We start from the raw sequence: 21,085 nt of genomic DNA, 5'->3' as shown, positions 1-21,085 counted from the left end.
TTGGAAATCTTGACTATCCGACGACATTTGAATGTGCTAAAGTGTTTCAAGATAGTTATGAATGAGAGGAGAACGGCGTGTGACAGCAGTAGTAAAGGAAAGTATGTTAAAAGTGATCGTGGCTTCAATTGGAGGATTAGTCATCGCCGTTGCCATGAACTGGTTTTTGATTCCTAGTGGTGTATATTCGACTGGATTTACAGGACTTGCTCAAATCTTGACGCAAGTACTTCAAAATACAGCATTTGCGTTTGGGGAGAACGTCTGGTTCTTAGCGTTGAACTTGCCTTTGATCGTACTCGCCTGGATCATGCTAGGTCGGAGTTTTACAATCATTACGTTAGTTTCGGTTTTAGCAACGACGATTTTTATCGGTTTGATTCCTCAATATGCTGTCATACCAGGTGACCAAACACTGAACGCAGTGTTCGGTGGGGTTTTGCTTGCGATCGGTACAGGGATTACGATCAAGTTCGGTGCTTCGACCGGCGGATTTGACATCGTAGCTTTAATCTTCGCCCGTTTCTCCGATCGTAGCGTCGGATTATACTTGTTCGTCTTGAACTTCTTGATCGCTTTATTAGCAGGCGCATTATTCGGTTGGTCGACTGCTTTGTATACGATCGTCTTCATCTACGTGACGTCTAAGGTCGTCGATGAGATTCATACAAGCAATCAGCGTTTAACGATCTTCATCGTCACGAACCATGCAGATGACATCACGACGGCGCTACATCAGCATATCATTCGCGGAATCACGCAGATTCCTTCGATTGGTACGTATTCACGAGCTGAAAAAGCGACATTGATGATGGTCATCGAGCGTCACGAATTGCGGGATATCGAACGAATTTGCCGGGATGCAGATGAAACAGTCTTCATCAACGTCGTGGCGACGGATTCAGTCGTTGGATATTTCCGAAAAGGATAATGAAAAGCACTTGCTCTGCGAAATGCAGGCAAGTGCTTTTTTAGTCTTTAAGCGAGTCCTAAGACATGTCTCAAGTAGTAAGCAATCCCGTCGTCCTCGTTTCGTTTCGTCGTACCGTTCGCGAGATGTTTTAGAGTAGGAATCGCATTCCCCATCGCGACCCCATGTCCCGCATATTCAATCATCTCTAAGTCATTTTCCTCGTCACCGAACGCGACGATTTGTTTCGAGTCAATGCCAAGATGGCGCGCAATGTGTGCGAGTCCGACTGCTTTACTTGTCCCTTTTCGCATCACTTCGACCATGAACTCGGGTTTGACCCATTGGCGATTGAGAACGGTCTCGGCATGGACACCAGATAGTTCAGAGCGAATCTCATCAACATGTTCACCCTTCGCATGAATCAGAAGAGACGTTGGTTCGTGAAGAAGTACCTTACGTAAATCACCTGTAGTGACGGATAGGGCATGGTCGGTATAAAATTCGTAGATACCGACTGGATCATATTGAAAATAGACATGATCCGTGACTTCACAAACAATATTTTGTGTCTTTGTTTCAGCGACCGATTCCAAAATATGTTGAACAGTCTTTAGCGGAATCGGATGATGCTGGACTTCGAAGTGCGCATCTTGCGGGTGATGGACGAGACCACCGTTAAAATTAACGATTGGTGTCGTCAAACCAAGCTGTTCATAGTATTTGCGAGCGTGACGAAATGGTCGTCCTGTTGCAATGACGACTTCGTGACCGTTCGCACGCGCACGTTGCAGCGCAGCGATGTTCGCAGCACTGATCGTTTTATCATCTTTTAAAAGGGTGCCGTCGAGATCGACAGCGATTAAGTGACGGGTCATGATGAAATCCTCCGCTTTCTTTTCGTTAATTCTACTGTAGCACATGAAGCGATTGTCCTTTGTATGAAACGATTAAGTTTTTCAAGTAAAAGAAAGCGCTTGAAAAAAATAGAGAAAGGCTGTTGCTTGGATTAAAAAATGGTATACTACAAATCGTAGGACAACACTATAGTACGTTATGGAAACGGAGGGGAAATCATGCGTTTTCTCGTTACATTCTTTTGGTCATTCTTACTCGTGAACACTGCTGTGTTCATCGTATCAGCGGTTGATGCAGTAACGTATAGCTTCGGATTCGCGACAGCGATGTCTGTCGTTACTTCACTTGTCGTCTTCGCACTTGATGCCGTCAATGAAGATTTAGGTCTTGGTCAAGGGACTAAGGCAGAATAAGGAAAAGCGAGATGTCGTCATATGGACGATAGGCTCGCTTTTTGTCTTAAGGAGGAAGAATCAATGATTATCATTGAACAAGTCTTGTGGCGGCAGACGCCCCAAGATGTTTACATAGCAGGAAATCAAATCATCGGTATCGGTTCCTATACCATCGATCAAGCGCTGATTACCCACCGAATCGATGGTCGTGGCAAACGGTTAGTACCTGGATTCATTGATGGGCACTTACATCCAATCGGTGGTGGTGGAGAGGGTGGTTTCGCAACAAGAACGGCACCTTTGACCGTGCGTGACATCTTTGAAGGTGGTGTGACGACGGTCGTCGGGTTACTCGGCACAGATGGCTGGACACGGACGGGAATTGATCTCCTCGCACACATACGCGGGTATGCCGCATCTGGGATCCGTCCGTTTCTATTAAGTGGAAGTTATGCTGTACCGCCGGTGACGTTAACCCAATCGACAGGACATGATATCGTTCTTATCAATGAAGTGATCGGTATTGGAGAGATTGCGATCAATGATCATCGGTCGACCCAACCGACTGCCCATGAGTTGGCGCGGTTGGCGTCAGAAGCCCGAATTGCTGGAATGGTCAAAGGAGTGTCGGGAACGATGAACGTCCATATCGGAGACGGCAAGCAAGGGCTCGATTTGTTACATGAAGTGATCGACACGACTGATTTACCAATCGGACAATTCCTGCCGACGCATATCAATCGAAGTGAGCGGATTTTTGAAGCGGGGCTCGCTTGGGCGAAACGAGGGGGGCGGATTGATTTCACGGCGTGTACGACAGAAAGCTTCATTGCAGAAGGCGAGATTCCAGCAGGTGAGGCAGTTTCTCGTGCTTTGGCAGAAGGAGTTCGACTCGATCAGATTACGATGTCGAGCGATGCTGGTGCTAGTCTTCCAGCGTTTGACGATGCCGGAAGACTAGTCCGGATCGACACGGGGAAACCGTCTTCACTGATGCAAGCCGTGCGTGATGCGGTGACGCATGGTGTTGATTTCGATAGTGCAATTGCGACGATCACGCGACATGTCGCAGATGCTTATGGTGTGTCAGGTGGTCAGATAGCGGTCGGAGAACGAGCCGATCTGTTACTGATTGATGACGCTTTGCAAATCGATACGATTCTTGCGAATGGTCATGCTATAATGGTTCAGAAAAAATGGCTAATACCAGAATGACGGAGGGATAGACGTGTCAAAGCAATCGAAACGTAAAAACACGAAAAAACCGCAATCTAAGGCGAATTGGATTACAGCGGGAGTCATCGCCTTGATTGTATTGGTTGGAGGATTACTTCTGGTCTTCACGGACCGAGAGGATTCTGCATCAAAGAATGGCAATTTAACGGCTACACAAGTCGCGGATAAAGTGAAATCCGGTGATGAATTTTATACGTATTTCTATCAAACAGGTTGTGTCCATTGTGAAAAAGTAAAACCATATCTCGTACCCCTCGGTGAAAAACAAGATATTCCGTTCGAACAGATTGACCTTGCTGTTGAACAATCGGCTTGGGATACATTTGGCATCGAAGGAACACCTACTGTTGTTCATTTCAAGGATGGTAAGGAAGTCGGACGAGTAGCAGGTGAGCAAACGGAAGACAGCTATAAAGAGTTCTTTGCTGGAAAACAAGTCGAGGATTCAAAAGAAGAATCATCCGGTGATCTTAATGATTAAAAAGTGGTTCTACTCTCGTGTGTTCGAATTAAATGGACACCCGTTCGTTGCCAAACAACTGAAACGTTTTGCGATGAGTGGGATCAGTCGTCCGTTCATCCGTCCATTCGTTCAAGCATATGATTTAAATATGGCGGAAGCGACTCGGAATCTAGAGGAGTATTCGAGTTTACATGATGTTTTCATTCGTCATGTCAAATCAGAAATGCGACCGATTGATCAAGCAGAAGGCGCATTCGTTAGTCCTTGTGACGGTGTGTTATCCGTCGTTGACGATTTGACTGCTGATAGTCGCTTCACTGTTAAAGGACAATCGTATACGGTGTCAGAATTACTCGGTTCCCATCATGAAGCACAGCAATACGTCGGGGGACGTGTGATGATCTTTTATCTAAGTCCGCAAAACTATCATCGTGTCCATGTGCCAATGGATGGGACGGTTCGGACGAGTTATACACTCGGTCGCGATTCAGCACCGGTGAATGAAATTGGTTTAACGCATGCACTTCGTCCATTGACACGGAACTATCGTCGTGTGACGCGTATCGTTCAAGGAAAACACGCTTTAGAACATGTCATGGTTGGTGCACTGAACGTCAACTCAATCGTGCGGACGAACGAAGCAAAGGACCTTCGACGAGGTGACGAGTTCGGTTATTTCTCATTCGGTTCAACGGTTGTTCTGATTTGTCCGAAAGATGCATTGACGTTAGATACCCAAGCGATTGGACCAGTTTTGATGGGGCAACGCCTCGGACAATGGCATTCATGAAAGCGAGACGCCCGTTCTGGGCGTCTCCTTACGTTTAGGAGGAATGAATCATGCCGGCATTGGCATTAGCAGAAATCGGAAGCACGCAGGTCCAAACGTATATTGCGCTTATCATTTTTTTAGTGACCTATGGCTTCATCATTAGTGAAAAAGTAAGTCGAGCGATCGTTGCTTTACTCGGGGCGCTCGCGATGGTTATCATCGGTATTGTCGATCTTGAGACCGCATTGTTTGAATACATTGAATGGGGAACAATCGTCTTATTGATTGGGATGATGATCCTTGTCACGATTGCCAACCAATCTGGACTGTTCGAATACATCGCAATCCGAGCAGCTAAAACGACTAAAGGCGATCCGATTAAGGTACTGATTTTATTGTCCGCATTGACAGCTCTCGGATCAGCTTTTCTTGATAACGTCACGACCGTTTTACTGATCGTTCCGATTACGTTTTCGATTACGAAAATACTTAAGATCGCACCGTTTCCGTTTTTGCTGGCGGAAGTTCTATTCGCGAACATCGGTGGAACAGCCACTTTGATTGGAGATCCACCGAATATCATGATTGGAGCAGCGAATCCGCACTTGACGTTCAACGCCTTCTTATTGAATCTCGCACCAATCATTCTGATCATTACGGTCGTGACGATCGGCATTCTCTACTTCGTCTTCCGGAAGCAACTGCACGTCGAAGCGGAAGATCGACAAAAATTGATGGAAATCGATGAAAATAGTTACATTGTCAGTCGAAAGCTTGTCACACGGAGTAGTATCGTTCTCGTTAGTACGATTGCACTGTTCGTATTGCACCCGATATTTGATCGAATCGGGCTCCATCTCGAAGCACCGGCCATCGCGATTCTTGGAGCAACGATCCTCATGTTACTAACAATTGAGAACGATCACCAGCTCGAGGGCATCTTTGCTCGCGTCGAATGGACGACGATTTTCTTCTTCGCGGGATTGTTCGTGCTCGTCGGTGGGATTCAAGAAGCAGGCATCATCCGCTATCTCGCTGAAAAAACGATTGATTTGACAGGAGGAGACATTCAGACGACGGCGACTGCTGTCCTGTGGTTGTCAGGGATTGCCAGTGCGACAATCGATAACATTCCGTTCGTCGCGACGATGATTCCACTTATCAATGATGTCGCTGCTGGAATTGGATTATCCCCTGCGGATGCGAAAGTGGATGTCTTATGGTGGTCGCTCGCGCTTGGGGCATGTCTTGGAGGGAACGGGACACTCATCGGTGCGTCAGCGAACGTCATCGTTGCTGGTCTTGCAACACGACAAGGCGAAAAATTCACCTACATGCGCTTTTTAATTTACGGAGCACCGATTACGATCGTGACGTTGATTTTATCGCAACTCTATCTATGGATTCGCTATTATTAAGAAAACGGGAGGTCCGCCTTCCGTTTTCTTTTGTGCGTCGCTCTTACTACCTGATTGTGCTATAATCGAACGATAAGAACATAACTGTTTCTTAAACTTAACTATAGAGCTAGACCATTATCTGGAGGTTTTATTCTTGTTCAAACGACTTTATCCGAAACATTTCGTGGCTTCGATCTACGATATCGACCTTGAAATGCTCAAACGAAACGGTGTCAAAGCTATTTTGACCGATCTTGATAATACGCTCGTCGCATGGAATATCGCAGATGCTCCAGACGAATTGGTTGCTTGGCTGGATATGGTAAATAATCAATATGGTTTCGACGTCATCATCGTATCGAACAACAATGGAGACCGCGTTAAGAAGTTCGCGGATCCACTCGGATTGCACTATATTGCGCCGGCTCGAAAACCGTTACCTATCGGGTTTAAGCGAGCCCTAACGGAATTCGGGTATCACGCGAAAGAAGTCGTCTTTTTAGGAGACCAACTCTTCACGGATGTACTCGGTGCAAACTCCGTTGGAATCGAAGTCATCCATGTTCAACCCGTCGTCAAGACGGACGGTGTCGTCACGAAATTCAATCGCCTGATGGAACGTGTCATTTTCCGCCGGATGAAACGCAAAGGAATCTATAAGTTGACACAACGCGTCAAAGAAGATCCTTCAGCGCTGGAACATCCGATCGAAACACTTCGTCAGGATAAGCAACAATAACCCTGTCAGATCGGTAGATGAAAGGGAAGGCAGCAGTCGCAACACGTACGGCGAGAGGTCGGAAGTTACGCTCTTGGAGTAGCGAGCAGGGCGCTACGGTGAAAAGAGAAGGGAGAACGTTCCCGCATGCGGCTCAACATAATATGATCGAAGAAATCCACTGCGCTGGTTGTGGTGTCGCCATTCAAACGGAAGACACAAAAGCACCAGGATACGCACCTAAATCTGCACTTGATCGTGAAATGGTCATTTGCCAACGTTGCTTTAAATTGAAGCATTATAATCAAATCCAAGATGTATCGTTATCGGACGATGATTTCGTTAAAATTTTAGACGGAATTGGTCAAAAAGATGCTCTTGTCGTTAAAATCGTTGATATCTTCGATTTTAATGGAAGTTGGTTACCGGGATTACATCGGTTCGTCGGAAAAAATGACGTCTTACTCGTCGGGAACAAAGCCGATTTATTGCCGAAGTCATTGAACCCGAACCGTCTCATGAACTGGATGCGTCAAGCATCGAAGGAACTTGGATTACGTCCAGTCGACGTTCATCTGATCAGTGCGAAAAAAGGTCATGGTGTTGATGAACTCGCTGAAAAAATCGATTATTATCGCAAAGGGCGCGATGTCTATGTCGTCGGTTGTACGAACGTCGGAAAATCGACATTAATCAACCAAGTCATCAAACGTTTTGGTGAAGAGGATGAAGCTGTCATCACGGTCAGTCACTTCCCGGGAACGACACTTGATTTGATCGATATCCCACTCGACGATAACTGTAATCTGTATGATACGCCGGGAATCATCAATCATCATCAGATGGCTCACTACGTTGATGCAAAAGACTTGAAGTTGATCACACCGAAAAAAGAGATCAAGCCGCAAGTCTTCCAAATCCATCCGCAACAGACCCTCTTCTTTGGAGGTCTTGCACGATTGGACTATATGGAAGGGAACAAGCGTTCATTCGTCATCTACATGTCGAACGAATTGAAAGTTCACCGGACGAAGCTTGAAAAAGCAGACGATTTATATGCAAACCATAATGGTGAGCTATTATCTCCACCGAACGAAAAGACGCGTGAGATGTTACCGCCGCTCGTTCGTCATGAATTCAGTCTCCGTGACAACATGAAGACGGATATCGTCTTCAGTGGACTCGGCTGGGTTGCGGTTCATGGAAAAGGTGGACGTGTTGCTGCTTATGCCCCGAAAGGTGTCGCTGTATCTTTACGTGAGGCGCTCGTCTGATGCGCTTTGCCGTCATCGGTCATCCGATTGCCCATTCACTTTCGCCTGAGCTGCATACAGCTTGGCTGGAAGCGGCTGGGCTTTTCGGCTGTTATGACCTCATCGATGTAACGGAGCAGGAATTGCCGCAGATCATTACGAAATTACGCACGCGTCAGTTAGATGGAATCAATGTGACGATCCCGCATAAGACAGCCATCATCCCGTATCTGGATCGATTGGAGCCGGCAGCTCAAAAAGCAGGAGCCGTGAATACGGTGTACCGCAAAGACGGGCAGTTGATTGGTGCGAATACGGATGGGATTGGATTCGTCCGCGCGTTAACGGTGCGTCGTCCGTCATTTAAAAAGACACTTGTCCTTGGTGCGGGTGGTGCAGCGCGAGGCATCATTGCTGCGTTGCCTGGAGATGTGACGATCACGAATCGGACACAGGAACGCTCAGAGGCAGTTGCCACTGAATTTGGAGCACATGTTCTGCCTTGGCAACAAACTCTTGATTTAACAAGTTACGACGTCATCATTAATACGACTTCTGTTGGGATGGCGCCACATGTCGAAGCACGCCCGATCGAATTGACCGAGACGCACGCCTTGATTTGTGATATTATTTATCGACCGACGCCGACCCGTCTATTGCGTGAAGCGACTGAAAAAGGTCTCGACACACTTGACGGCGTCCCGATGTTCGTCTTACAAGCGGCTGAAGCATTTGAACGCTTCACCGGCAAAGCGCCTGACCTCGCACTTGGCGAGCAGGTGATACGAAAGCAATTGGAGGAATTTTAATCATGTTAACAGGTAAACAAAAACGTTTTTTACGCGCGACAGCTCACGATTTAAATCCGATTTTCCAAGTCGGTAAAAATGGAGTCGGAGAAGCGATGTGTGCTGATTTGATGGATGCGCTTGAAAAACGGGAACTCTTAAAAGTACAAGTATTACAAAACTGCGCAGATGCACCGAAAGATGTTGCACAAGAACTCGTTGCAGGAACGAATGCTGAACTCGTTCAAGTCATCGGAAAAGTCATCGTTCTATATAAAGAATCAAAAGAGAACAAGACGCTCGAATTGCCACGATGAAAATCGGACTGATGGGCGGAACGTTCGATCCTCCGCATATCGGTCATCTCCTGATTGCCGAACAAGCGCAGGAACAACTCGAACTTGAAGAGGTCTGGTTCGTACCAGCGAATGTGCCACCGCATAAACAACGTACTGTCACAGAAGGATCGAAGCGTCTACGCCTTGTAGAAGAAGCGATTGCATTAAATCCAACTTTTTCCGTCTCAGCAATCGAGTTTGAACGAGAAGAGCCTTCCTATACGTATGATACGATTCGTGCATTGAAGCAACGATACCCAGAGCATGAGTTTCTGTTTCTAGTTGGGGCGGATTCACTTGTTAGTCTCGATACGTGGTATCAAGCCGAACGGTTATACGAGGAAGTCGTCTTTGGTGCAGTTGCTCGACCTGGAAGTCAGTATCTGATTCCGCGGGGTGCCCATGTAAAAACGGTTGATATGCCATTGCTAGAAATTTCTTCAACGGATATCCGGCAACGGGTTGCACGAGGACGGAGCATTCGTTACCTTGTACCGGAAGCCGTTCGACAACGGATTGAGGAGTGGAAGTTATATGCGCCTTGAAGAAGCACGTCAAATCATCGAGAACACGTTGCCTGAGCGGCGGTATGTGCACACGTTAGGTGTCGTCGAAACAGCACGACATTTGGCTCTCAAATATGGTGTCGATGAAGAAGAGGCGGCACTTGCTGCCATGCTCCATGATTATGCGAAATACCGCGATACGGATGAGATGCGTTCGATTGCTGTTGCATTGAATCAACGAATCTTACTCGATTATGATGACGAATTGCTTCATGCGCCAGTGGGCGCGGAGCTAGTCCGTCGAGAACTCGGTTTGGATTCGGACGTGATCTATCAGGCCATCGCAAATCATACGACGGGTGCACCTGGTATGCCGTTGCTGGATCAAATCATCTTCGTCGCGGATGCGATTGAACCAAATCGCAGTTATCCCGGTGTCGAAGTGCTTCGCGAAGTAGCAGAGCAGGATTTGACGGACGCTGTCATCGCGACGCTCAGTCAAACGATTCATTTTTTATGTACAAAACAAGCTATCATCTTTCCGCGAACGATTGAGACCTATAATGCCTTCGTCGCGGCCAAACGAAAGGGGACCGTCCTATGACAGTCGAACAAGAATTACAATTAATCGTAAATGCCATCGACGATAAGCGTGCTGAAGATATCGTCGTCCTAAATATGTCGAGCATCTCACCTGTTGCGGACTACTTCGTCATCTGTGAAGGAAATTCAGAAAAACAAGTACAAGCAATCGCACGTGAACTCAAAGAAATCGCGCACGAAAATAATCTACCAATTAAACGCCTTGAAGGATTCGATGCAGCACGTTGGGTACTAGCGGATCTTGAAAACGTCGTCGTTCACGTCTTCCACCGCGACGATCGTGATTACTACAACCTTGAAAAACTCTGGGCAGATGCTCCAAAGGTTGAAGTCGAGGTCAACTAATGGCATACGAACAGTTCGCCTACATCTACGATGAATTGATGCAGGACGTCCCATACGATCAATGGGTCGACTGGGTTAAAGCATATGTTCCGACTGGAAGTACAATTGCTGATATCGGTTGTGGAACGGGTACGGCGACGCTTGCGCTAGCAGAGCATTATGAGGTGCTCGGAATCGATTTATCGGAAGAAATGCTCGAAGTCGCGCAAGAAAAAGCGATAGAAGAAGGATTGAACATTCAATTCTGGGCGCAAGACATGCGCGAAATCGAACTACCGACATCTGTTGATGCCGTAACGATCTTATGCGACTCCTTGAACTATCTTCAGACAGAAGAGGATGTCAAACAGACGTTTACACACGTAGCAGCCATTCTTAAAGAGGGTGGACGTCTCTTATTCGATACACATTCTCCTTACAAAATGGAGACATTGTTCAACGGGAAGACGTACGCGACGCATGCGGAACAAAGTTCGTACATCTGGTTCGCGGATCCAGGGGAGACCCCTCTTTCTGTCGTCCATGAACTGACGTTCTTCATCGAGGAAGAAGATGGTCGCTATGAGCGTGTCGATGAAACACATCATCAGCGGACGTATCCTCCGGCACAATACGTGACATGGTTACGCGAAGCCGGGTTCCGAGTGCTCGCTGTCACAGGTGACTTTGGACCGGACGCTCCTTCCGAGACAGCCGAGCGGATTTTCTTCGTTGCTGAAAAAATGTAAAAGTGATCTCATCCGTCTTTTTTAAGCGATACACATTCGTGTTGCTTGAAGAAGGCGGATTTTTGTCATGAAACAGATGCTAATTCAAAGTAACGGCATGGATGACATGACTTTTATCCGATATAACGATGCAGGATCGTGATGCAAAGAGTAGATAGTGTGTATTCCTTCGTTTCCTAAAGCAGGTGGGGGACTGTTAGAGTCGTGGGAAAGGGAGGGATTCGTCTTGACCGTTCCACGTTTGCAACAGATTGCAGGTCTCGTCGTCGTCCTGCTACTTATCATTCTATTGTTCGTACCATTACCGTCTTGTTCGAAAGAAGCAATGGTCGATCAACCATCTCTAACGGATAAACAACAAGAGGCAAAAGCAGAGCCAGCAGAAAAAGACACCTCGATGCGCGATAAACTCATCATGGTCGACGTAAAAGGAGCGGTAGAAGCACCTGGACCCTATCAATTCCATTTGGGTGACCGAGTGAAAGATGCAATCGAAAAAGCAAAGACGACGGAAAAAGCCGATATTCGACAAATGAATCTTGCAGCACGCCTGATCGATGGACAAGAAGTCATCGTGCCAGTAAAAAAAGGGAAAGATCAGCCAAAACCAACGAAACGCTCAAAAGCAGAGGTACCTAAAGGAGTGATTGATCTTAATGCGGCAACAGCAGAGCAATTGATGGAAGTTCCGGGGATTGGTCCTGCTAAAGCGGAAGCGATATTAGCTTATCGTGAGGAGAAGGGAGGATTTGCGACGTACGAATCACTTGGAGAGGTAAAGGGATTCGGGGAAAAGACGTTAGAGTCGCTTAAATCCTACCTGATTGTCTACTGATGCCGCTTCACGCGCTATTTGTTTTCTTACTCGTTGTCGCTATCAAAGAATCGATTTGGTGGTTAGTAACGCTGATGCTGTTCGCTGTCTTAAAGTCGTGGTCTTTTTCGATTGGTCGTCTCTTCTTTCTGCTCATATTGAGCTTCCTATTCATCGGAATGGGACATTTGTCACCTGAACCGCATGACGTTTCTTCAGTTGATATTCTATCGGGAAAGCGCAACGGAGATCGTATCCGTTATGAGGCAGAGAGTAACAATCAACCCGTCCTTTTGACAGCGATGGTCGCAGAAGATGAGACAGGATATGAACGAATCGGTCACTCCTGTCGCGTAAAGACCGAATCGCTCGATATCCGCCAACAATCGAATGCGGGAGGCTTTGACGAACAGCAATTCATGCATACGCATCGTTACGGTGGAAAGTGGGAAGTTCGTTCGTTTGAATCTTGTCATCCGACACCAGGTTATGCGGCTGAAGGAAGACGGGTGCGTGAAGCTTGGTTAACGCGGGTTGAAGGACTGTTATCACAAAAACAAGCATTCTACGTCGAAGCGCTTGTTTTCGGTGAGGATCGATTAATGGATCAAGTGACGCTCGAACGGTTTAAGAAATTTGGCTTATTGCATGCAATCGTGATCTCAGGATCACATATCGCCTTTTTGATTTTCAGTCTGCTGTATGTCTTACGAAAAATCAGAATGACAAAAGAAAAACGACTGGATGCCGTTCTTATCTTACTGCCGATTTATGGATGGTTGACGGAGTGGAGTCCTCCGGTCACGCGAGCCGTTCTTGTTGCGATGATTCTGCTACTTGGCCGTCGCTTCCACAAACCGTTAGATCCGGTGGAGGTCATTGCGAGAGTCGCGGCTTTTCAATTAGCGATTCAACCGACTGTGATCTATGATATCGGGTTTCAATTGACAGTTGGATTGACGCTGTTTCTTGTGCTATCGAGACGACTAATGGGTTCGGTTCGTCGTCCTTGGAACTAGTTACTTATCAGTGCTTGGGCACAGTTTGGGACACTATTATTTTTACAGGGCATCGAGCAAACGACGGTTTCAATCTGGTCCCCGTTGTTGAACTTGTTGATTGGTGGCTGGATTGAATGGGTGATTCTACCGGGATCGTTCATTCTTGCGATGATTCCGTTTTTACCAATTAGCTCGACGTTTCAAACAGTGCATCAACATGCGATTCAGTGGATGGATCAAGCGTTACGACTGGCTGAACACTTACCGTTGGCGGTAGTTGCAGTTCCGGCACTTTCTCCTATCATCTTGACGTGTATCGTTGCTGGAACTGGTCTTGCTTGGTTCATCGCTGAGCGAAGATGGTGGGGACATGTCATTCCGCTCACCCTTTTGCTGTCGGCATGGGGCTATACAGAATGGCGCGCCCCTGAACAAATTACGTTTTTAGATGTCGGTCAAGGTGACAGTGTCGTACTTGAAAAAGCAGGAGAGACGTTCGTAGTGGATACTGGTGGTGTTTATCAGCAGACGACACATCCGCTGCTTCGTCCGTTCGATCCAGGTAGTCATATCGTCGCTCCGTTTTTGTTCACACGAGGGGAAGCCGAAATCGATGGACTCGTCGTGACGCATGCTGATCATGATCATGTGGGTGGACTACTAGGTTTACTTCGTCAAGTTCGTGTAAAAACAGTGTATTTAGGTGCATATGATAATACGGATGACAAACGGCGTACGTTAATTCACTCAATCGAAGCGACAGGAACAAACGTCCAATTCATCAAAAGTGGGGACATGATTCGCCCTTGGTTACAAGTACTTGCACCGACTGGGCGAGAGGAAGAAGAAAACGACCGCTCCGTCGTGTTATTGGCGAAGATTGCAGAGCAACGTGTCTTATTGACAGGTGATGCCGGAGTGGCACTAGAGGACGAGTTGAGAGTTGGCCCAATCGATATTCTAAAAGCGGGTCATCATGGTTCAAACACGTCAACCGGCGAAGAACTCTTGCGAAAGTCGAATCCGAAGACCGTCATTTTGTCGGTCGGACGAAAAAATCGGTATGGTCATCCACATCCGGACGTACTCGAGCGCATCGGAACAGAACGAATCGTCTTTCGGACGGATCAAGACGGGAGTATAACTTGTTCTTCAGCGGGCTGTGAACCTATGATAAAATAAAAAAACAGCAACCCCCCAAGGTTGCTGTTTTACTGATTATAGACTTAAGAACTTGATTGCGACACCGATGATGAACAAGACTGCGAAGAAGCCGAATGATGCACCAAAACCAACGGCAGAGTCGAGCGCATCGTTGCGTTTTGATTGAATATCGTTCTCGAACGCGTTTTCACTTGGTGGGCGTACTGAATGTGCCATGCTGCATTCCCCCTTAATAGATTCCGCTTCTAGTATAGCGGAATAAAAGAGGATTATCTATGATGAAGTTAAGAACAAACTGTGAAATGTGGTGGGAATGATGAAAACTCCTTGGCTCGTCAACGGAAAATTAGCGAATTTATACTTATTATATGGAACCGAACGACATTTGTTAGAAGAATGGGAACGTGAAATCGTAAAAGCGGCTCTACCGGACGGAGAGCGGTTTGACTATATGAAAATTGATTTGAACGACCAACCGCTCGATGCAGTACTTGATGAAGCGGAGACCGTGCCATTTTTGAGTGACTACCGTGTCGTCGTTGCAAAACCAGCAACGTTTCTGACCGGTGTAAAAGATAAAAAGCAACATAATCTCGAACGCCTAGCGGACTATGTCATGCAACCAGCAGATTATGCGGTCGTTGTCTTGATCGTCGAAGCAGAAAAGCTCGATGAACGAAAAACCGTCGTTAAACGATTGAAGGAGCGCGCGACGGTGCTTGAGGCGAAAAAGCCGACGACCGAAGAGCTGTTCCGCTTTGTCCTAGATGCGGTCAATGATAAAGGGTACCGGATGGAACGTCCGGCGATTGAGCGGCTCATTTTCCTGACTGCTGAGATGTGGGGTACATTAGCGCATGAACTGGAGAAGTTAATGTTATTTGCGGGGGATCGACCAACGATTGAAATCGAGGATGTCGATTTGCTTGTTCCACGGACGTTAGAGGACAATGTCTTTCAATTAACGGACTACTTGATGAAGCGTCAACTCGAACCGGCAATCCGTTTGATTCGTGACCTTGAAAAACAAGGACAGGAAGTGTTGGCACTTCTTGGGCTGATGGCACGTCAATACCGTATGATGCTGTTGTCGAAACGATTAGCGGAACAAGGGTACGGGGAACGGCAAATCGCATCGAAAGTCGGTGCTCATCCGTATGCGATCAAATTGGCATTGCAGTCTGCAAAGCGGTTTACATTTGCACAGCTCGAGCAAGCCCTCGTTGCCATTACGACGACGGATGAAGGCATGAAAACAGGACGCGGTGATAAGAAGATTTTATTTGATGCGTTGATTGTTCGTTTAGCGACGTTATAAGAGGAGGAAATCGATCATGAAAGTTCAAATCATTACGGCGAAAGAGGTCATCCCTCTACGGCATGAAGTGTTGCGTCCCCATCAACCGCGTGAAGCGTGTATTTACCCAGACGATACGCTTGCCTCAACATTTCATCTTGGTGGAATAAAAGAGCATCAAGTTGTCGCGATTGGTAGCTTTTCTGAACAATCACATGAGCAAGCACCAGGAGCGACGTATCAACTCCGTGGAATGGCGTCGAGTGAACAAGTGCGTGGTGAAGGGTACGGGCGGGCATTGATTGAAGAAGCCCGTCGGGTATTACAGGAGAGACGAGTCACTGCGTGGTGGTGCAACGCTCGTGTCACAGCACTTCCTTTTTATGAGCGTCTTGGACTTGTGCGCGTTGGTGAACCTTTCATGATCGAAGGGATTGGTCTTCATTATGTAATGATTGATCGCCTGAATGACAACTAATATGACAAATGGCGGAAGAGAGAATCGTATCGAACGATTCCTTCTTCCGCCATTTCAGATCATATAAAAAATCGCCACCGGAGATACCTCCTAGTGGCGATCCATCACCGTATTCTTCGGAAAGAATTAAAGTGCGTTTACGAGTTTAGCGAGACGTGATTTGTCACGACCAGCTTTGTTGCTGTGGATGAGACCTTTAGCAGCAGCTTTGTCGATTTTTTTAGAAGCTGTAGCGAAAGCAAGGACCGCTTGGTCTTTGTTACCTTCAGCTGCGAAAGTTTCGACTGCTTTAATCGCTGAACGCATTGCCGATTTACGTTGTACGTTAGCGACGCGGCGTTTTTCAGCTGTTTTAACGCGTTTGATTGCTGATTTAATGTTAGCCATGGATGATTCACCTCCAATAAAACTCATTCGAGATTTATATTCGCATATCTGCAGTTATCGTTCAACAGAACAAACACAATTGTAGCAAACGTTTTTCTTAAAAGCAATACGACGTCTAGGGAATCTTCACATTTTGTTTTTCGGGTAAAACAAAACGAGATAGTACAGTGAAGCGCTTTTTGTTATAATGAACCGTATGTACGTTTGAAAATAAGGTAAGGTGACTCTAAACATGACGAATGAAGACCGTTTAAAGCGGCAGAAGAGTATTCGTAACTTCTCGATCATTGCCCATATCGATCACGGGAAGTCGACACTCGCTGACCGAATTTTAGAAAAAACTGGCGCGTTGACTTCGCGCGAAATGAAAGACCAGACACTTGATGCCATGGATCTCGAACGTGAGCGTGGAATCACGATTAAACTGAATGCTGTTCAATTGAAGTATACAGCAAAAGATGGGGAAGACTACATTCTTCATCTCATTGATACACCGGGACACGTCGACTTCACATACGAAGTTTCGCGTTCACTTGCAGCTTGTGAAGGGGCTGTCCTCGTCGTCGATGCGGCGCAAGGGATCGAAGCGCAGACGCTTGCGAACGTTTACTTAGCACTCGACAACGATCTCGAAATCCTTCCAATCATCAACAAAATCGATTTGCCTTCTGCAGACGTTGAACGCGTCCGTCAAGAAATCGAAGATGTCATCGGGCTCGATGCGTCTGAAGCCGTTCCGACATCCGCGAAAGCCGGAATCGGAATCGAAGAAATTTTGGAACAAATTGTTGAGAAAGTGCCAGCTCCGACGGGTGATCCGTCTGCACCGCTTGAAGCATTGATCTTCGACTCTTACTACGATGCTTACCGTGGTGTCGTTGCCTCGATTCGAGTCGTCAACGGAACAGTTAAGGTTGGCGATAAGATCCGGATGATGTCGACAGGTAAGGATTTTGAAGTCCTTGAACTCGCTGTCGCAACACCAAAACCGTTACGTCAGAAAGAATTGACGGTCGGTGATGTTGGAACGTTGTCGGCTTCGATCAAAACGGTTGGCGATGTACGTGTCGGGGATACGATCACGCTTGCGAAACAGCCGGCTACTGAAGCATTGCCGGGTTACCGGAAAATGAATCCGATGGTGTACTGTGGACTCTACCCAATCGATGCTGCGAAGTACAACGATTTACGAGAAGCGCTTGAAAAACTACAACTCAGTGACGCTGCGCTTGAATTCGAACCAGAGACATCACAAGCACTCGGATTCGGATTCCGTTGTGGATTCCTCGGGATGCTCCACATGGAGATTATCCAAGAACGGATCGAACGTGAGTTCAACATCGATATGATCACGACGGCACCGTCTGTTATCTATCACGTGACAACGACAGCAGGTGAAGTCTTGCACGTCGATAACCCATCGAAGATGCCGGATCAGCAAAAAGTTGAATTCATCGAAGAGCCGTTCGTTAAGGCTGCTGTCATGACACCGAATGATTACGTTGGTGCGATCATGGAGTTGTGCCAGAAGAAACGCGGAACATTCGTCGATATGCAATACATCGATACGACGCGTGTCAAAATCACGTATGAGTTACCGTTATCTGAGATCGTCTACGACTTCTTCGATCAGTTGAAATCGAGTACGAAAGGGTATGCGTCACTTGACTATGAATTGATTGGCTATCAACAGTCGCGTCTCGTCAAGATGGACATCCTCCTCAACAACGAGAACGTCGATGCGCTCAGCTTCATCGTTCACCGTGACTTTGCATACGAACGTGGGAAAGTCATCGTTGATAAGTTGAAGGAATTAATTCCACGAATGCAGTTCGAAGTGCCGATCCAAGCAGCGGTCGGAACGAAAATCGTCGCGCGTTCGACGATTAAAGCATTACGGAAGAACGTTCTTGCGAAATGTTACGGGGGAGATATCTCTCGGAAACGTAAGTTGCTCGAGAAGCAAAAAGAAGGTAAGAAACGCATGAAGATGGTAGGCTCAGTAGAGGTACCGCAAGAAGCCTTCATGTCCGTTCTATCCATGGACGAAGATTAAACAGGTGGGGGGCGCTTGCGTCCCCTTTTTGGTTTTTATAGAGAAAGGATGAGGCGAAATGGGAATACGCGCCGCATATGTCCACATCCCTTTTTGTGAACATATTTGTTATTACTGTGATTTCAATAAAGTCTTTTTAAAGAATCAGCCCGTCGATGAATACCTCGATGCACTCGAACGCGAAATCGAACTGACGCTGAAACAATATCCGACAAATCATCTCGAGACGATTTTCATCGGTGGCGGCACACCGACCGCTTTGAATGAACCGCAGATGCAACGGCTGATGGAAATCATCCAGAAGCATTTGTTGCCCCTAACAGGTGATGATTTAGAGTACACGGTCGAGTCGAATCCGGATGGTGTATCAGAAGAGAAACTCGATATCATGAAGGCGGGTGGTGTCAACCGCGTCAGTTTTGGTGTCCAGTCGTTTGATGACGGGTTGCTCGAACGCATCGGTCGGACGCACCGGGAAGCAAAAGTCGCGCAGACGCTCGACGCAGCAGCGAAACGGTTTGATAACATCTCCGTCGACTTGATGTTCGGGTTACCGAATCAGACGCTCGATCAGGTCCGCTACGACGTCACGCGGGCACTTCAATTGCCGATTACGCATATCTCATCGTATTCATTGATCTTAGAACCGCATACGGTCTTTGCGATTCAAGAGCGAAAAGGAAAATTACCACTGCCGACGCAAGATCTCGAGGCGGAGATGTATCAAGTGATGATTGAAACGATCGAAGCAGGCGGATATGCGCAGTATGAGATCTCGAACTTCGCGGAAGTTGGAAAAGAAAGTCGCCATAATCGCGTCTACTGGGAAAACGATGAGTACTATGGATTTGGTGCAGGCTCACACAGCTATATTAACCAGACGCGTCGTGCGAACATCGCGCCGATTCCGCACTATATCAAAGCGGAAGGTTTACCTGTTCGAAAAGAGACGCCGTTGACGAACGTCGAGCGGATGGAAGAAGAGATGTTCCTCGGTCTTCGAATGAAGGACGGCGTATCGCTCGAACGTTTCCAGGAGAAGTATGGAGTAGCGTTTAAAGATGTTTTTGGTGACGTCATGAAACGGTTGTTGCCAAACGGTCTTGTTGAACAAACGGAGACACATATCCGTTTGACGCCTGCTGGCATTCCGTTAGCGAACGAGGTCTTTGCGGAGTTTATTGGTGAAGCGCAAGTACAATGATTTAAAAATATCTGAAATCAACGAAAATGAGAGAAGCGGTGTTTCCCAAATGTGGAACACCGCTTTTCTCATTTTTTCGACTTCCTTAAAAAATAAGCAGTCGTTCCGATGACCGCGATGAACAGCCAGACAAAGACTCCTGCCATTGCCAATAATTCAATCATCCGATTCATCCTTTCTGTTCTTTGTTTCACTGTATCGTAGAATGGGAAACTGTTCAAAGGGTCATGCAATTCGGTTGACATCGGACGGACAATTCCTTATAGTAAAAGATGTAATTAGCACTCGTTAAAAGTGAGTGCTAACAAAATAAGGTGGTGAAGAAGGTGCTGACGGATCGTCAATTGTTGATTTTACGTGCAATCGTCGATGATTACATCAAGACTGCTCAACCCGTCGGCTCACGGACGCTCTCGAAACGAGACGACGTGACGTTCAGTTCCGCGACCATTCGTAACGAGATGGCGGACCTCGAAGAGATGGGTCTGATTGAAAAGCCACACACTTCCGCAGGTCGGATTCCTTCCGAACTCGGATACCGTTTTTATGTCGACCATCTGATTCGTCCGGAAAGCATCACACCAAAAGAAGCGCAGGCATTGAAATCACTCTTTGCCCATTCCGTGAATGAGAATGATCGGTTGATTCGGCACACAGCAGACCTGTTGAGCGATTTAACCCATTACACGACGCTTGTACTTGGTCCAAAAGAAGAAGGGCAACGTCTGCATCATCTGGAATTGATTCCTCTTGCAGAAGGTCGTGTCGTCATCGTTCTCGTCACCGAGACGGGACATGTCGAGCACAAGACGTTGCAATTGAATCAAGCATTGTCTCAAGAAGCAGCGAGCCGGTTGATGGAACGTCTGAATCAGACGTTACGCGGTACGCCGCTCTCAGCCTTACGTAGTCGATTGCTTGAGGAAATCCGCCGATTCCGTTCAGAGCACTCTGAACAGACGGTCTTGCTCTCAAAAGCACTTGATCTCGTCTTGACGGATCAAGAGGAGCGACCGTTCATCTATCTCGGTGGAAAAGCCAACATGTTCGATCAGCCCGAATTTCAGGACGTTGCAAAACTACGACCGGTGCTCGAGTTGATCGAACAGCAAGAAGCCGTTCTCGATTTCCTACGACCAAATCTTGATAATCAAATCTTGATTACAATCGGTAGCGAGAACAACGTCGATGCATTAAAAGATTGTAGCGTCATCCGAGCTCACTATTCGGTTGATGGTGTCTCAATCGGAACACTTGCATTGATTGGACCAAAACGGATGGATTACAATCGGGGAATCAACTCGATTATCCATTTACTCCAAGCATTCCAAGCCGAATTGCATAAGAACAATTTGGATTGAATATAGAAAG

General features: G+C 46.9%; 24 protein-coding genes and 1 pseudogene. 22 read left to right on the top strand and 3 right to left on the bottom strand.

Annotated features, from left to right (window positions below; genetic code table 11):
• The first annotated feature begins 79 nt into the window (after nucleotides 1-79).
• Nucleotides 80-931 (top strand): YitT family protein, encoded by an 852-nt coding sequence (locus ACV3PA_RS14695; RefSeq protein WP_053452693.1) that lies wholly within the window; start codon nucleotides 80-82, stop codon nucleotides 929-931.
• A 47-nt stretch (nucleotides 932-978) separates the two neighbouring features.
• On the opposite strand, the gene ACV3PA_RS14690 is transcribed toward ACV3PA_RS14695, so the two are convergent.
• Nucleotides 979-1,788, bottom strand: a complete 810-nt coding sequence (locus tag ACV3PA_RS14690; protein ID WP_053452694.1) for a Cof-type HAD-IIB family hydrolase — start codon at nucleotides 1,786-1,788, stop codon at nucleotides 979-981.
• Nucleotides 1,789-1,986: 198 nt separating this feature from the next.
• Here ACV3PA_RS14690 and ACV3PA_RS14685 point away from each other — a divergent pair, with 198 nt between their 5' ends.
• The 16 genes and pseudogenes from ACV3PA_RS14685 (at nucleotide 1,987) to ACV3PA_RS14610 (ending at nucleotide 14,310) form a co-directional block, all read left to right on the top strand.
• Nucleotides 1,987-2,181, top strand: a complete 195-nt coding sequence (locus tag ACV3PA_RS14685; protein WP_023467415.1) for a YjzD family protein — start codon at nucleotides 1,987-1,989, stop codon at nucleotides 2,179-2,181.
• 63 nt (nucleotides 2,182-2,244) lie between these two features.
• Nucleotides 2,245-3,378: a beta-aspartyl-peptidase gene (gene iadA, locus ACV3PA_RS14680; RefSeq protein ID WP_456125138.1), complete on the top strand. Its 1,134-nt coding sequence runs from the start codon at nucleotides 2,245-2,247 to the stop codon at nucleotides 3,376-3,378.
• A 13-nt stretch (nucleotides 3,379-3,391) separates the two neighbouring features.
• Nucleotides 3,392-3,880: a thioredoxin family protein gene (locus tag ACV3PA_RS14675; protein ID WP_053452696.1), complete on the top strand. Its 489-nt coding sequence runs from the start codon at nucleotides 3,392-3,394 to the stop codon at nucleotides 3,878-3,880.
• Nucleotides 3,873-4,652 (top strand): phosphatidylserine decarboxylase, encoded by a 780-nt coding sequence (locus tag ACV3PA_RS14670; protein ID WP_456125982.1) that lies wholly within the window; start codon nucleotides 3,873-3,875, stop codon nucleotides 4,650-4,652. The genes ACV3PA_RS14675 and ACV3PA_RS14670 overlap by 8 nt, the downstream gene beginning before the upstream one ends.
• A 50-nt stretch (nucleotides 4,653-4,702) precedes the next feature.
• Nucleotides 4,703-6,052 carry an ArsB/NhaD family transporter gene (locus ACV3PA_RS14665; RefSeq protein ID WP_053452697.1) on the top strand — a complete coding sequence of 450 codons (1,350 nt, stop codon included), beginning with the start codon at nucleotides 4,703-4,705 and terminating at the stop codon, nucleotides 6,050-6,052.
• A gap of 136 nt (nucleotides 6,053-6,188) precedes the next feature.
• Nucleotides 6,189-6,773 carry a YqeG family HAD IIIA-type phosphatase gene (locus tag ACV3PA_RS14660; RefSeq protein ID WP_023467420.1) on the top strand — a complete coding sequence of 195 codons (585 nt, stop codon included), beginning with the start codon at nucleotides 6,189-6,191 and terminating at the stop codon, nucleotides 6,771-6,773.
• Between the two features lie 143 nt (nucleotides 6,774-6,916).
• The gene (gene yqeH / locus ACV3PA_RS14655) at nucleotides 6,917-8,026 is read left to right on the top strand and encodes a ribosome biogenesis GTPase YqeH (RefSeq protein WP_023467421.1); all 1,110 of its coding nucleotides are present in this window, start codon (nucleotides 6,917-6,919) and stop codon (nucleotides 8,024-8,026) included.
• The gene (gene aroE, locus ACV3PA_RS14650; RefSeq protein ID WP_456125137.1) at nucleotides 8,026-8,814 is read left to right on the top strand and encodes a shikimate dehydrogenase; all 789 of its coding nucleotides are present in this window, start codon (nucleotides 8,026-8,028) and stop codon (nucleotides 8,812-8,814) included. The genes yqeH and aroE overlap by 1 nt, the downstream gene beginning before the upstream one ends.
• A gap of 2 nt (nucleotides 8,815-8,816) precedes the next feature.
• Entirely contained in the window at nucleotides 8,817-9,110 is a 294-nt protein-coding gene (gene yhbY, locus ACV3PA_RS14645; protein ID WP_023467424.1) for a ribosome assembly RNA-binding protein YhbY, read from the top strand.
• On the top strand, nucleotides 9,107-9,676 hold the full coding sequence (gene nadD, locus ACV3PA_RS14640) for a nicotinate-nucleotide adenylyltransferase (protein ID WP_053452699.1): 570 nt from the start codon (nucleotides 9,107-9,109) through the stop codon (nucleotides 9,674-9,676). The genes yhbY and nadD overlap by 4 nt, the downstream gene beginning before the upstream one ends.
• Complete coding sequence (yqeK, locus tag ACV3PA_RS14635; protein WP_456125136.1) at nucleotides 9,666-10,241, top strand: bis(5'-nucleosyl)-tetraphosphatase (symmetrical) YqeK; 576 nt, start codon at nucleotides 9,666-9,668, stop codon at nucleotides 10,239-10,241. Before nadD ends, yqeK begins: the two co-directional genes overlap by 11 nt.
• Complete coding sequence (gene rsfS, locus ACV3PA_RS14630) at nucleotides 10,238-10,585, top strand: ribosome silencing factor (protein WP_053452701.1); 348 nt, start codon at nucleotides 10,238-10,240, stop codon at nucleotides 10,583-10,585. The genes yqeK and rsfS overlap by 4 nt, the downstream gene beginning before the upstream one ends.
• Nucleotides 10,585-11,313 carry a class I SAM-dependent DNA methyltransferase gene (locus ACV3PA_RS14625; RefSeq protein ID WP_456125135.1) on the top strand — a complete coding sequence of 243 codons (729 nt, stop codon included), beginning with the start codon at nucleotides 10,585-10,587 and terminating at the stop codon, nucleotides 11,311-11,313. The genes rsfS and ACV3PA_RS14625 overlap by 1 nt, the downstream gene beginning before the upstream one ends.
• 226 nt (nucleotides 11,314-11,539) lie before the next feature.
• The gene (locus tag ACV3PA_RS14620; protein ID WP_053452703.1) at nucleotides 11,540-12,148 is read left to right on the top strand and encodes a helix-hairpin-helix domain-containing protein; all 609 of its coding nucleotides are present in this window, start codon (nucleotides 11,540-11,542) and stop codon (nucleotides 12,146-12,148) included.
• A pseudogene (locus ACV3PA_RS14615) lies at nucleotides 12,148-13,815 on the top strand (ComEC/Rec2 family competence protein); the annotation flags it as partial. The gene ACV3PA_RS14620 and the pseudogene ACV3PA_RS14615, both read left to right, overlap by 1 nt.
• A gap of 108 nt (nucleotides 13,816-13,923) precedes the next feature.
• Entirely contained in the window at nucleotides 13,924-14,310 is a 387-nt protein-coding gene (locus ACV3PA_RS14610; RefSeq protein ID WP_456125981.1) for a ComEC/Rec2 family competence protein, read from the top strand.
• A gap of 36 nt (nucleotides 14,311-14,346) precedes the next feature.
• On the opposite strand, the gene ACV3PA_RS14605 is transcribed toward ACV3PA_RS14610, so the two are convergent.
• Nucleotides 14,347-14,508, bottom strand: a complete 162-nt coding sequence (locus tag ACV3PA_RS14605) for a YqzM family protein (RefSeq protein ID WP_023467431.1) — start codon at nucleotides 14,506-14,508, stop codon at nucleotides 14,347-14,349.
• A 100-nt stretch (nucleotides 14,509-14,608) separates the two neighbouring features.
• On the opposite strand from ACV3PA_RS14605, the gene holA reads away from it, so the two are divergent.
• Both holA and ACV3PA_RS14595 read left to right on the top strand, forming a co-directional pair.
• On the top strand, nucleotides 14,609-15,610 hold the full coding sequence (gene holA, locus ACV3PA_RS14600) for a DNA polymerase III subunit delta (protein WP_456125134.1): 1,002 nt from the start codon (nucleotides 14,609-14,611) through the stop codon (nucleotides 15,608-15,610).
• A 16-nt stretch (nucleotides 15,611-15,626) separates the two neighbouring features.
• Complete coding sequence (locus ACV3PA_RS14595; RefSeq protein ID WP_053452706.1) at nucleotides 15,627-16,067, top strand: GNAT family N-acetyltransferase; 441 nt, start codon at nucleotides 15,627-15,629, stop codon at nucleotides 16,065-16,067.
• A gap of 126 nt (nucleotides 16,068-16,193) precedes the next feature.
• On the opposite strand, the gene rpsT is transcribed toward ACV3PA_RS14595, so the two are convergent.
• A complete protein-coding gene (rpsT, locus tag ACV3PA_RS14590) occupies nucleotides 16,194-16,454 on the bottom strand; it encodes a 30S ribosomal protein S20 (RefSeq protein ID WP_023467434.1) in 261 nt (86 codons plus the stop codon).
• Nucleotides 16,455-16,686: 232 nt separating this feature from the next.
• On the opposite strand from rpsT, the gene lepA reads away from it, so the two are divergent.
• The 3 genes from lepA to hrcA all read left to right on the top strand — a co-directional run bounded on the left by lepA (nucleotide 16,687) and on the right by hrcA (nucleotide 21,075).
• Nucleotides 16,687-18,510, top strand: coding sequence for a translation elongation factor 4 (gene lepA, locus ACV3PA_RS14585; RefSeq protein ID WP_053452707.1), 1,824 nt, complete (start codon nucleotides 16,687-16,689; stop codon nucleotides 18,508-18,510).
• A 58-nt stretch (nucleotides 18,511-18,568) separates the two neighbouring features.
• Nucleotides 18,569-19,714, top strand: a complete 1,146-nt coding sequence (gene hemW, locus ACV3PA_RS14580; protein WP_053452708.1) for a radical SAM family heme chaperone HemW — start codon at nucleotides 18,569-18,571, stop codon at nucleotides 19,712-19,714.
• 326 nt (nucleotides 19,715-20,040) lie between these two features.
• Entirely contained in the window at nucleotides 20,041-21,075 is a 1,035-nt protein-coding gene (gene hrcA / locus ACV3PA_RS14575; protein ID WP_053452709.1) for a heat-inducible transcriptional repressor HrcA, read from the top strand.
• The last annotated feature ends 10 nt before the right edge of the window (nucleotides 21,076-21,085 follow it).

It is taken from the genome of Exiguobacterium sp. EA-TM-5 (assembly GCF_053878415.1).
Note: the sequence above shows the minus strand (reverse complement) of the source record. Positions and strands in the feature narration are given on the sequence as shown.

Bases quoted from the DNA above. Each gene is read 5' to 3' on its own strand.
- ACV3PA_RS14690 (WP_053452694.1), bottom strand. From the start codon at position 1,788: ATGACCCGTCACTTAATCGCTGTCGATCTCGACGGCACCCTTTTAAAA.
- ACV3PA_RS14685 (WP_023467415.1), top strand. From the start codon at position 1,987: ATGCGTTTTCTCGTTACATTCTTTTGGTCATTCTTACTCGTGAACACT.
- iadA (WP_456125138.1), top strand. From the start codon at position 2,245: ATGATTATCATTGAACAAGTCTTGTGGCGGCAGACGCCCCAAGATGTT.
- ACV3PA_RS14670 (WP_456125982.1), top strand. From the start codon at position 3,873: ATGATTAAAAAGTGGTTCTACTCTCGTGTGTTCGAATTAAATGGACAC.
- ACV3PA_RS14665 (WP_053452697.1), top strand. From the start codon at position 4,703: ATGCCGGCATTGGCATTAGCAGAAATCGGAAGCACGCAGGTCCAAACG.
- yqeH (WP_023467421.1), top strand. From the start codon at position 6,917: ATGATCGAAGAAATCCACTGCGCTGGTTGTGGTGTCGCCATTCAAACG.
- aroE (WP_456125137.1), top strand. From the start codon at position 8,026: ATGCGCTTTGCCGTCATCGGTCATCCGATTGCCCATTCACTTTCGCCT.
- yhbY (WP_023467424.1), top strand. From the start codon at position 8,817: ATGTTAACAGGTAAACAAAAACGTTTTTTACGCGCGACAGCTCACGAT.
- nadD (WP_053452699.1), top strand. From the start codon at position 9,107: ATGAAAATCGGACTGATGGGCGGAACGTTCGATCCTCCGCATATCGGT.
- yqeK (WP_456125136.1), top strand. From the start codon at position 9,666: ATGCGCCTTGAAGAAGCACGTCAAATCATCGAGAACACGTTGCCTGAG.
- rsfS (WP_053452701.1), top strand. From the start codon at position 10,238: ATGACAGTCGAACAAGAATTACAATTAATCGTAAATGCCATCGACGAT.
- ACV3PA_RS14625 (WP_456125135.1), top strand. From the start codon at position 10,585: ATGGCATACGAACAGTTCGCCTACATCTACGATGAATTGATGCAGGAC.
- ACV3PA_RS14610 (WP_456125981.1), top strand. From the start codon at position 13,924: ATGATTCGCCCTTGGTTACAAGTACTTGCACCGACTGGGCGAGAGGAA.
- ACV3PA_RS14605 (WP_023467431.1), bottom strand. From the start codon at position 14,508: ATGGCACATTCAGTACGCCCACCAAGTGAAAACGCGTTCGAGAACGAT.
- holA (WP_456125134.1), top strand. From the start codon at position 14,609: ATGAAAACTCCTTGGCTCGTCAACGGAAAATTAGCGAATTTATACTTA.
- ACV3PA_RS14595 (WP_053452706.1), top strand. From the start codon at position 15,627: ATGAAAGTTCAAATCATTACGGCGAAAGAGGTCATCCCTCTACGGCAT.
- rpsT (WP_023467434.1), bottom strand. From the start codon at position 16,454: ATGGCTAACATTAAATCAGCAATCAAACGCGTTAAAACAGCTGAAAAA.
- lepA (WP_053452707.1), top strand. From the start codon at position 16,687: ATGACGAATGAAGACCGTTTAAAGCGGCAGAAGAGTATTCGTAACTTC.
- hemW (WP_053452708.1), top strand. From the start codon at position 18,569: ATGGGAATACGCGCCGCATATGTCCACATCCCTTTTTGTGAACATATT.